The 9,189-nt window shown below is 60.5% G+C and carries 13 protein-coding genes and 3 tRNA genes; 10 read left to right on the forward strand and 6 right to left on the reverse strand.

The window, feature by feature from the left end:
- Positions 1-164 (reverse strand): helix-turn-helix domain-containing protein (locus tag G533_RS24260; protein WP_144079803.1); only part of this gene is annotated, 164 nt, incomplete at its 3' end.
- A gap of 256 nt (positions 165-420) precedes the next feature.
- Between G533_RS24260 and G533_RS0118655 the strand changes: the two genes are divergently transcribed.
- A complete protein-coding gene (locus tag G533_RS0118655; protein WP_027951236.1) occupies positions 421-642 on the forward strand; it encodes a TA system antitoxin ParD family protein in 222 nt (73 codons plus the stop codon).
- Positions 590-925 carry a type II toxin-antitoxin system RelE/ParE family toxin gene (locus tag G533_RS0118660; protein WP_240472468.1) on the forward strand — a complete coding sequence of 112 codons (336 nt, stop codon included), beginning with the start codon at positions 590-592 and terminating at the stop codon, positions 923-925. The genes G533_RS0118655 and G533_RS0118660 overlap by 53 nt, the downstream gene beginning before the upstream one ends.
- A gap of 254 nt (positions 926-1,179) precedes the next feature.
- Here G533_RS0118660 and G533_RS0118665 read toward each other — a convergent pair whose 3' ends face one another.
- The 3 genes from G533_RS0118665 to G533_RS0118675 all read right to left on the reverse strand — a co-directional run bounded on the left by G533_RS0118665 (position 1,180) and on the right by G533_RS0118675 (position 3,225).
- A complete protein-coding gene (locus G533_RS0118665; protein WP_027951238.1) occupies positions 1,180-1,776 on the reverse strand; it encodes a uracil-DNA glycosylase family protein in 597 nt (198 codons plus the stop codon).
- A gap of 9 nt (positions 1,777-1,785) precedes the next feature.
- Entirely contained in the window at positions 1,786-2,706 is a 921-nt protein-coding gene (locus tag G533_RS0118670; protein ID WP_027951239.1) for an NAD-dependent epimerase/dehydratase family protein, read from the reverse strand.
- Positions 2,707-2,817: 111 nt separating this feature from the next.
- Entirely contained in the window at positions 2,818-3,225 is a 408-nt protein-coding gene (locus G533_RS0118675; RefSeq protein WP_027951240.1) for a globin, read from the reverse strand.
- A gap of 190 nt (positions 3,226-3,415) precedes the next feature.
- Between G533_RS0118675 and G533_RS22895 the strand changes: the two genes are divergently transcribed.
- Both G533_RS22895 and G533_RS0118685 read left to right on the forward strand, forming a co-directional pair.
- On the forward strand, positions 3,416-3,865 hold the full coding sequence (locus G533_RS22895; RefSeq protein ID WP_051230669.1) for a gamma-glutamylcyclotransferase family protein: 450 nt from the start codon (positions 3,416-3,418) through the stop codon (positions 3,863-3,865).
- Positions 3,862-5,199: an MFS transporter gene (locus G533_RS0118685; RefSeq protein ID WP_027951241.1), complete on the forward strand. Its 1,338-nt coding sequence runs from the start codon at positions 3,862-3,864 to the stop codon at positions 5,197-5,199. Before G533_RS22895 ends, G533_RS0118685 begins: the two co-directional genes overlap by 4 nt.
- A gap of 35 nt (positions 5,200-5,234) precedes the next feature.
- Here the strand turns inward: G533_RS0118685 and G533_RS0118690 are convergent, their stop codons facing one another.
- A complete protein-coding gene (locus tag G533_RS0118690) occupies positions 5,235-6,404 on the reverse strand; it encodes a lipid-transfer protein (protein ID WP_027951242.1) in 1,170 nt (389 codons plus the stop codon).
- The gene (locus tag G533_RS22900) at positions 6,401-6,817 is read right to left on the reverse strand and encodes a Zn-ribbon domain-containing OB-fold protein (RefSeq protein ID WP_084639172.1); all 417 of its coding nucleotides are present in this window, start codon (positions 6,815-6,817) and stop codon (positions 6,401-6,403) included. Before G533_RS22900 ends, G533_RS0118690 begins: the two co-directional genes overlap by 4 nt.
- Before the next feature lie 156 nt (positions 6,818-6,973).
- Here G533_RS22900 and G533_RS0118700 point away from each other — a divergent pair, with 156 nt between their 5' ends.
- From G533_RS0118700 to G533_RS0118725, 6 genes are all read left to right on the forward strand, one after another.
- Positions 6,974-7,522, forward strand: coding sequence for an FAS1-like dehydratase domain-containing protein (locus G533_RS0118700; protein ID WP_027951243.1), 549 nt, complete (start codon positions 6,974-6,976; stop codon positions 7,520-7,522).
- Positions 7,519-7,932 (forward strand): hotdog family protein, encoded by a 414-nt coding sequence (locus G533_RS0118705; protein WP_027951244.1) that lies wholly within the window; start codon positions 7,519-7,521, stop codon positions 7,930-7,932. The genes G533_RS0118700 and G533_RS0118705 overlap by 4 nt, the downstream gene beginning before the upstream one ends.
- A gap of 104 nt (positions 7,933-8,036) precedes the next feature.
- A tRNA-Tyr gene (locus G533_RS0118710) sits at positions 8,037-8,120 on the forward strand.
- A 75-nt stretch (positions 8,121-8,195) separates the two neighbouring features.
- Positions 8,196-8,269: transfer RNA gene (locus G533_RS0118715), tRNA-Gly, on the forward strand.
- Between the two features lie 16 nt (positions 8,270-8,285).
- Positions 8,286-8,361, forward strand: a tRNA-Thr gene (locus G533_RS0118720).
- A gap of 97 nt (positions 8,362-8,458) precedes the next feature.
- Positions 8,459-9,189 (forward strand): GTP-binding protein (locus G533_RS0118725; RefSeq protein WP_027951245.1); only part of this gene is annotated, 731 nt, incomplete at its 3' end.

Raw genomic sequence — 9,189 nt, forward strand, 5'->3', positions numbered from 1 at the left:
AGCGGCCATTCCAAACCGGCCTCGGCGGCACGACGCAGATACTCGCTGACGGTGGGGCGGCCAATGCCACAGGCGGTGGCAATCTGCCGGTTGCTCAGGCCCTGGGCCCATTTGAGGCGCAGCACCTCTTTGATTTTACGCATGGATAACCTCTTCGCTGGCATCTGTTCCCCTCCGTGTGGAAAGGCTCAGAGTACCGGTTAGTTATCCCGCGTCGGGGCGCTCCGTTGGGTGACCTCAGACTGCCTGCCGGGGTGGCAGGCTTCGTCTGGAATCAGTGGCAGCTTTGCTGTGGAATGGGTGGCAGGCTTCGCGTGGAATCAGTGGCAGGCTTGGTCTGGAATACGCAGCTTGTGGCGCCTTGCCTCAAATGTGGCGTATCGCTACAATCTGGGGCGTTTCGGCCGGGAGGAGAGTAGCATGGCAACCACCAGTATACGTTTGGACCAGGAACTTGTTGATAAGGCCACTATTATGGCCCGAGCCCTGAACCGCACGCCCCCCAAACAAATTGAGCACTGGGCGAAAATTGGTGAAATCATGGAAGACAACCCTGACCTTCCTTATGAGTTTGTGCGGCAGGCCTTAATTGCAGTGGCTGAACGAGAAGCTGGAAAGCTTGAGAGCTACGACTTTGGCTAAGGTTACGAGTGTTCTACAAACACCCACCTTCAGAAAGGCTGTAAAGAAGCTTAAACCGAACCAGAAAAAGGAGCTCGATGCGGCCGTAAAGGCCTTGATGGCTGAACCAGAGCTGGGCGAGCAAAAAAAGGGAGACCTAGCGTTCCTGCGAGTTCACAAGTTTACGATGAACAAGCAACTCACCCTATTGGGATATAGCTTTGACGAGGGCGCCCTGACCCTGGAATTGATGGCACTTGGTTCCCATGAAAATTTCTACCGTGATATCAAGCATCGCACCTAGACATGTACCAGTCAGATATACGGGTATTAACGTATAGCAGGGGTGAATCACGGGCCATTCGCCTGCCTGTTTTCGATGGAGACGCTGATTTCCGCTTGTTTCGTCGCGGTGACTCTCTTTACGGCGAGATCTTTCCTTCCGACCCGCACTACACGATCTATGTGTTCGAGCGTCAAGTTAGTGACGGCTTCTAGGCGCCACTGATAGACTATCTCGAGCAGGTTGCTCCAGATTTGCTTTAGGCCATAGCGGGGTCAGCCAATTGCTGAGCAGCCGCTCACGATTTCCCCCACGCGTATTCGCAGCGCAGGCAACAGTTCTGACTCAAACCAGGGGTTCTGCGCCAGCCAACGGTTGTTGCGCGGGCTCGGGTGCGGCAGTGGCACGATGTCTGGCCAGTAAGCCCGCCACTCGCGCACGCGCGCAGTCACCCCCACGCGGGGTCCGCCCAGGTGCCAGGCCTGCGCATACTGCCCCACCAGCAGGGTCAGCTCGAGCTGCGGCAACTGGTCCAGCAACGGCTGACGCCAAGTGGCCGCGCATTCTGGGCGGGGTGGCAGGTCGCCGTTCTTACCGGTACCCGGGTAGCAGAAGCCCATGGGCAGTAGCGCCACGGTGTGCGGGTCGTAGAAGCACTCCCGCTCAATGCCCAGCCATTCCCGCAACCGCGTGCCGCTGGGGTCGTCAAACGGTATGCCGGTTTCATGCACCTTGCGACCGGGCGCCTGCCCGGCAATCAGGATACGGGCATCGGGGTGTACCTGGATAACGGGGCGCGCCCCCAGTGGCAGCTCGTGCTCGCACAGGCGGCAGGCACGCACGCGGGCAATCAGTTCGCTGCAGTGGCTCACGGCAGGCGGTTAACTGGCTGGAATTGAGGGATAGCGTGCTCTGGCCATCGCCGCAAACCCTTCGCGCCAGCCAATGCTGCAGGGACCGATCAGTTCAATGCGACGCTGGTTGTCGCTGACGCGCGAGGGTATCGATTGGCTATCGTCCTCGCGGAAACGGACCTCGCGCCCCGCCAGCTCGCCAAAATACTCGCACCAGGTGCGCACATCGACGGCCTCATCGCCACTCCAGTTCACGACAGTGGCGGGTACTGATGCGGCTGCCAGCAGGCTCTCAACCTGCCGGTTGATGTCGTCCTGGTGGATACAGGTGTACCAGGCTTCGCCGCCGGTGGGCAGTACGATGTCCTCGTTCTGCATGATGGCGTCGAGGTGATAGGCCGGGAGCCCGCCGTTGGCAGAGTAGGACACGTTCATGCGGGCGATCGTTGTGGGCAGGTTGTAGAGTCTTGCGCAGCTGCGCGCGACAGCCTCCTGGGCGATTTTGGAAATCGCGTAGGTTGGCGAGTAGGGCTGTTGGGAGTCTCCCAGAGGGTCGCTCTCGCGAAACGCGTGACGCGGGTCCGGGTGCAGCGCGTAAACAGCGCAAGTAGACATGACCAGGCAGGCTTTTGCGCTGCGGCAGTGTTCCATCAGCAGCGCCGTGCCTTCGGCATTGACCTGCAGGGCATAGTCGTAGTCCAGCCCGGCGAGTTGAAACACCGCGAAATGCAGCACGTAATCGAAGTCCTGCGGCAAGTCGCCGAAATCGCCGGTGGCGAGGTCAACGGTCCGGGTGATCATGCCCGCCTGCTCACAGCGCTCCCGGGAACCGGGCTCGCTGAAGCGGGCAACGGCCCAGACTTCATTGTCGGTGGCGAGAAACTGCCCCAGGGGAAAGGCAATCTGGCCGGCAGCGCCGGTGAGGAGAATTTTTTGGTCTTTGAGCATGGTTTCCCTCAGGTGTACAGGTTTTGGTGCGACTAACGAGCTTGAGTGCCAGTCTTGAATATACGGGGTGGAGTGGGGTAGGGGAACCTCTGAGGGCGCGTTAATCGATCATCAATACCGCCGAATCATTTGTTGCACCACATGCCCCAGAATTTTCCGCCAGGCCGCCTCGACATCCGCATTCCATTGCAGGTCAAAATCACTGGCGGTTGTGATGATGGTGTCGATCCACACGGCGTAGAGGTGTGGTTCGATATCGAGGTGATCGCGATCGTGTGTCGTGGCACGCTCGTTCACTTCGCGCAGGGCTTCCGTGCGCCCGGCCGTGGCTTCCGCGCACAACAACAGCGAGCGGCGCAGCATGGCGTTCTGCTTTTCGAAGTCGGTGAAGCGAAACTTGGCCTTGATCTCATCTGAGGCGTTGAACAGCTGCTCATAAAATGCCGGTATAAAGGCATGGTCTTCCATGCAGCGCGTTACGCTGTGCAAGAACAGCTGCTTTGATGTTGGCTCCTTCATGATCAGCGTCCCCCCCGTGTGGCGACTCGTCGCAATGAATGGCGCATCACGCAAGCCTGGGGCGTGTAACCCTCCGGCAATGGCTGGAAGTCTAGCTGAAGATTGCGTCCCGTGCCGGAGCGCGCGTGGGCGCCCGCGTGCCTGCTGCGGCAGCACTGTACAGTGCTGGCCGCAGCGGTATGATGTGTGAATGACTGCACAAATCACCGTTTCACATAGCGCGTGGAGATGGCGTGTCGCTGCCGGCCTGCTGGGTGTGTTGTCCGCAACGGGCATGTACCTGTGGTGGGTGCTGCTGGGCCCCTGGGGATACGCCTTGCCACCGGGCTACAACGTTCCGGAAGGGCCCTGCGATCAACGCGTCTTCGTGTATGGCACCCTGCGCAATCCACTGGTGCGCTGGTTGATCGTCGGGCGCCGCATTGCCACCGTGCCCGCTGCGGTATCGGGCTTTGACAAGCGCCACCTGGACATCCAGCCGCTACCGGATGGCCGTGTGCCCGGAGAGGTGTTCGCCGTTGGCCCCAGAGAGCTGGCCCGCCTCGATCGCTACGAGCGCCTGGGTGTGCGTTACGAGCGTGTGTGCCTGGTACTGGAGTCGGGTGAGCCCGTGTGGGTGTATCGGCGGCTACCGGTGTGAGCACAGGCACCGGCCCTGTCGCGCTGGCGCCGCGCCGCGAAATATTCGGCTGGGCGATGTTCGACTTCGCCAATCAGGGTTACACGCTACTCATTATTACGGTGGTTTTCGGTGACCTCTTCACGCGCGTGATCGTGGGTGACGCGCCGGACTACCGGCTGGGCAATTTGCTTTGGAGCATAGCCCTGGCGGTGAGCTATGTGCTGGTCGTGTTTGCCAGCCCCGTGTGTGGTGCGATCATGGATTACTCGCGCAGCCGCAAGCGTTTCCTGTTTGCCAGCTATGTGCTCACCGTAGCGGCCACCTGCCTGTTGTACATTGTGGAACCCGGTTGGATTGTGCCCGCCATGCTGTTGCTGGTGGTCTCCAATTTTGCCTATGCCATCGGTGAAGGGTTTATTGCCAGTTTCCTGCCGGATCTGGGGCCGCGCAGTGCGCTCGGCTGGATTTCGGGTCTGGGCTGGAGCCTGGGCTATGTCGGCGGCCTGGTTGCTACAGCGTTTACCCTGTTGGTGCTTGGCGATGTGTCGCTGGACAACTACGACCGCATCCGCTGGGTGGGGCCCTTTGCCGGTGGCTTCTTCCTGCTCGCCGCCATCCCGACATTCCTCTGGCTGCGTGAGCGGGGTGTTCGTCGTCCCGGTTTGAGTTCGCCGGCATTGCTGCGCATGGGGGTCGCCCGGGTGCTGGCGACGCAGCGCGCGCTGGCGCAGTTCCGGGATCTTCGCTCCCTGCTGGTTTCGGTATTTTTTGCCATGGCCGGCATCTACATCATTATCGCGTTTTCGTTTATTTACGGGGCCCAGGTGATTGGGTGGGATGAGTCGGTACGCGTGTGGATGTTCATTACGGTGCAGATCACCGCAGCGCTGGGTGCACTGGTATTTGGCCACCTGCAGAGTCACTGGGGCGCGCGCCGGGTTTATCTGTTCACGCTTGCGCTGTGGCTGGTTGCGATTCTCGCAATCTGGCAGACACCGGCGCTCACGCAGCTGGCGCATGCCTGGCTGGACGTGTCGTGGCAGGCGCAGTACGTATTTCTGTTTGCGGGCGTGCTTTCAGGGCTGAGCCTGGGTTCTTCACAATCGGCGGCGCGTGCGTTGGTGGGAGTGCTGACGCCGCACGCCAAAGCGGCAGAGTTCTTCGGTTACTGGGGCATGGCGACCAAGGCCGCCGCGGTGTTTGGCATATTTGGCCTGGGGCTCGTGCAGTGGCTGCTGGGTCTCGCCGATGCGATCGTGTTCTGCCTGGTGCTGTTTGTGCTGGCGATGGTCGCGGTGCTGCCGGTTAACGAAGCGCGCGGTGCGCTGGCGGCAGACGCCTGGAGGGAGTGAGCCCCGCGCAGTGCTTGCCGCGCGGGGCTGTGGGGTCAGTCGCGCCCGAGGATCAGCGCCCCGGTGGGCACCCCCACGCCGCTGCTCACCAGCACATGCTCTACACCTTTCGGTTGGCTGGTCGACGTGCCGCGTACCAGGCGTGCGCCTTCGGCAATGCTGTTCATGCCGTGGATGTAGGCCTCTGACAGCAGGCCGCCATGGGTGTTGTTGGGCAGGCGGCCATCAATGTCCAGGGCCCCGTCGCGCACCATGTCCTTGCCTTCGCCGCGGCCGCAGAAGCCGAAGCTCTCCAGCTGCATGATCACCTCTGACGTAAAGGCATCGTACAGGCAGGCTGCGTTGATATCGTCGGGCCCCAGCCCGCTCTGGGCGTATACCAGCCGTGCTGCCATCTCCATTTCGGGCAGGGAATCGAGCTCTTCGCGGTAGTAGCTGGTCATCTGCTCCTGGCCACGGGTGGAGGCCTGCACGACACCGCGAATAATGGCCGGCTTCTGCTGCAGGTCGCGGGCGCGCTCGGCGCTGGTGACCAGAATGGCGCAGCCGCCATCGGTTTCCTGGCAGAAATCGTACAATCGAAGAGGATCGGCGATCATTTTCGAAGCCAGATAGTCCTCCATGGTCAGCGGCTTGCCGTGGAAGAACGAGCGCGGGTTACTTTGCGCGTAATTGCGCTGGGAGATGGCGACCCGGCCCAGGTCTTCCGCGGTGACGCCGTAGTGATGCATGTATTTGTTGGCGATCATGGCAATCCAGGAGCCCGGCGTCAGCATGCCGTAGGGCATATACCAGGACCAGTGCACCAGGTCCGAGCTGACAATCTGCCCGGAAATGCCCTGGCCCATGCGCTGGCCCGAGCGGCCATTCATGGCGCGGTAGCAAATGACGTTGTCGGCAACTCCGGTGGCCACCGCCATCACGGCATGCAGGATGGTGCCCACGGCGGCGCCACCGCCGTAGTTGACCTTGGTGAACAGTTTGAGGTCGCCGGCACCCACGGTGCGTGCGAGCTCGATTTCATCGGTGGAATCCAGTGTGTAGCTGACAAAGCCGTCGATTTCAGAGGGGGGCAGTCCTGCCTCTTCACAGGCGGCGAGGGTGGCCTGGGCCGCCAGAGACAGCTCGGACACGCCGGATTTTTTCGAGAATTCGGTGAGTCCAATACCGGCAATGGCCGCCTTGTCCTTGAGAAACTGGCTCATGCGTGGGCTCCTTGAGCGGGCTGGAACATGGGCAGACGGAAACCGTCCGGGTCCTCGTGCATGATCATTTCCACAGGCATGCCGAACTCGACGGCCTCTACGCTGCAGTTGATCAGCTGTGACGTGAAACGTGTGCCTTCTTCCAGCTTCACGAGGATGATGATGAGCGGGTAATCGAAGCCGGGGAATTGCGGATGATGCAAAACGGTGAAGCTGTCCAGGGTCCCCCGACCTGACGAAACGACGTGGTCCCACTCCAGCGACTGGCAGTCGCCACACATGGGTCGCGGGGGATGTCGCAGTGTGCTGCAGGCCTTGCAGCGCTGAATGGCGAGATTACCCTCGGCCGCCTGCTGCCACCACCAGCCGTTGTCTTCCCCCATGGGGGGCTTCATTCGGAAACTTTGCGCCATGTGCACACCGCCGTTTAGTAATTGCTGTTTATCGAAGTATGACTGGGGTAAAACATAATTGAAATTGAATATAAATTCAATTATGTTGTCGGTCGAGTTGGATCACGAGTCAGCGGCACGCATGTCGCACCTGCATTTCTACGGAGCCTCAAAACCATGAGCAGCGAGAACATCAGCGCCTTCGAGGAAAAGATACAGGCCTTCGTCGGCCGCGAATGCGGTTCCTCCACCGCCAAGGACGCGGTGAACAAAGCCATGATTCGCCACTGGTGCGAAGTCATGGGCAACAGCAATCCCGACCATCTGGATGAAGCCGAGGCGGCTTCGGGCTCCCGCGGTGAGCTGGTGGCGCCGGCAACGATGCTGTTCGCGTGGGGCCAGGCCGGTTACGCGGTAGCGGCCCAGGGGCGTGAGCAGGACCCGCAGACCCAGCTGTTCGATCTGTTTGATGAGCACGGCTATGTGGGTGTGGTCGCGACCAATACTACCCAGGAATACGACCGGGAGGTGCGCCTGGGCGAAGTGGTTCACGCGCGAACGGTGATCGACAACATTTCCGAGCGTAAAAAGACAGGGCTCGGCGAGGGCTACTTTTACGAAACGGTTACCGAATTCACCAATCAGGACGGGGATCCGCTGGGTCGCCAGAGCTTCAAGGTGCTCAAATACCGTCCCAAGAATGCCGGCGGGGAGGCTGCCCAATGAGTGATCAAGTCAAGCAGGGACAGGTCAAGGTCGGTGACACATTGCCGCCACGTGAAATTGCCATCACCACGTCGCTGATCGTGAGCGGCGCCCTGGCGACACGCGACTTTCAAAAGGTCCACCACGATAAAGCGGTAGCGCAGGCCAGCGGTATGCCGGATGTGTTCATGAACATCCTGACAACCCAGGGCCTGACCGAGACCTATCTGCGCGACTGGTGTGGCCGCGATGCGGTCTTCCGCAAGCTGACCATTCACCTGGGGGCGCCCAATATCCCCGGCACCACCATGACCATGAGCGGCGAAGTGAAGTCCTGTGCGGACGGGTTGGTCGAGGTTGAAGTCGTGGGCCAAAACAGCCAGTGGGGCATGCATGTGAAGGCGCAGGCGACCATCGCACTTCCCGCCTGAAACCCCCGCTGGGTTCCTGTTTGGCATCGCCGGGCAGGTGGATGATTTTGTTTGATTTATCGGTTGACAAAGGATAGAGCCGTCTGGACAATATGCCGCCTTTCGGAGGGGTTCCCGAGTGGCCAAAGGGATCAGACTGTAAATCTGACGCGAAAGCTTCGGTGGTTCGAATCCACCCCCCTCCACCAGGTTCAACGCCGTGGCAGAAGTCGTGCTTTAGCATGCCGCCGCCGCGGTTAATCCGCCAGATACTAGCGGGTCAGGCGGGTATAGTTCAAAGGTAGAACCTCAGCCTTCCAAGCTGATGATGCGGGTTCGATTCCCGCTACCCGCTCCAATTGGGTACGAGCAAGGCTCATATAGCTCAGTCGGTAGAGCACTTCCTTGGTAAGGAAGAGGTCACCGGTTCAAATCCGGTTATGAGCTCCACCCAGTTGTTTGCCGTGCGGCATGCCGGGCGGTTGAAGTTGACACAGGAATGTGCGGTATTACTGCAAGTCCAGGCCGGTAACAGGAGACCGTCGAGATGGCAAAGGAAAAGTTTGAACGTAATAAGCCCCACGTCAACGTGGGCACCATTGGTCACGTAGACCATGGCAAGACGACGCTGACAGCGGCGCTGACGAAAGTCTGTGCAGAGATCTGGGGAAGCGGTTCTGCGGTGGCGTTTGACGGTATCGACAACGCCCCGGAAGAGCGTGAGCGCGGCATCACGATCGCCACCTCGCACGTGGAATACGATTCACCGACGCGTCACTACGCGCACGTGGATTGCCCCGGCCACGCCGACTACGTGAAGAACATGATCACCGGTGCGGCGCAGATGGACGGCGCTATCCTGGTGTGTGGTGCCACTGACGGCCCGATGCCGCAGACCCGCGAGCACATCCTGCTGTCGCGTCAGGTGGGCGTACCCTACATCGTGGTATTCCTGAACAAGGCTGACCTGCTGGCGGAAGATTGCGGCGGCGCGGACAGCGAAGAATACGCCGAGATGAAAGAGCTGGTGGAAATGGAGCTGCGCGAGCTGCTCGACACCTACGACTTCCCGGGCGACGACACGCCGATCATCTGTGGTTCCGCGCTGATGGCGCTGAACGGCGAAGACGACAACGAGCTGGGTGTAACCGCGGTCAAGACGCTGGTCGAGACGCTGGACAGCTACATCCCCGAGCCCGAGCGTGCGATTGACCAGACGTTCCTGATGCCGGTTGAGGACGTGTTCTCGATCTCAGGCCGCGGTACCGTGGTAACGGG

The organism is Haliea salexigens DSM 19537 (genome assembly GCF_000423125.1).
In the GTDB taxonomy this organism is placed as follows: Bacteria; Pseudomonadota; Gammaproteobacteria; order Pseudomonadales; family Halieaceae; genus Haliea; species Haliea salexigens.